Annotated in this window: 1 protein-coding gene; it reads right to left on the bottom strand. The window is 60.8% G+C overall.

The features are described 5' to 3' along the window. Nucleotides 1-297: universal stress protein (locus tag AB9K34_RS00020; RefSeq protein WP_369952458.1), on the bottom strand; the 297-nt coding region annotated here is incomplete at its 3' end. Nucleotides 298-337: the final 40 nt, after the last annotated feature.

Here is a 337-nt window from a genome sequence, read left to right as displayed (position 1 = left end):
CGCCCGGTCGGAATGGGGATCTACGTCAGTCGCCAGGTCAAGCTTTTCAACCAGCGCCTTCAGCTCTTCCCGCATGCCCGCTTCCTGGACATCCGCGAGTTCTTCGGCCTGTTTCATCTGCTGCTTGCGAAACACCGCCGGGATAGGAACCCCGAAGGGCAGCAGGTCTTCGGGCCGCGCGCGACAATGGGTGACCTCCACGTGGCTATTGTTGCGATGCGCGAGCGCCGCAGCGTGCGCAAGGACGTTATCGCCCTTGCCGTCACCGCGTACCGGAACCAGGATCTTGCGTATCATGGCATTCTCCCTCAGAAGAGTCCGTCGATTTGTCCCTTTT

This window comes from Sedimentitalea sp. XS_ASV28 (assembly GCF_041224545.1).
GTDB lineage: Bacteria > Pseudomonadota > Alphaproteobacteria > Rhodobacterales > Rhodobacteraceae > Sedimentitalea.
Note: the sequence above shows the minus strand (reverse complement) of the source record. Positions and strands in the feature narration are given on the sequence as shown.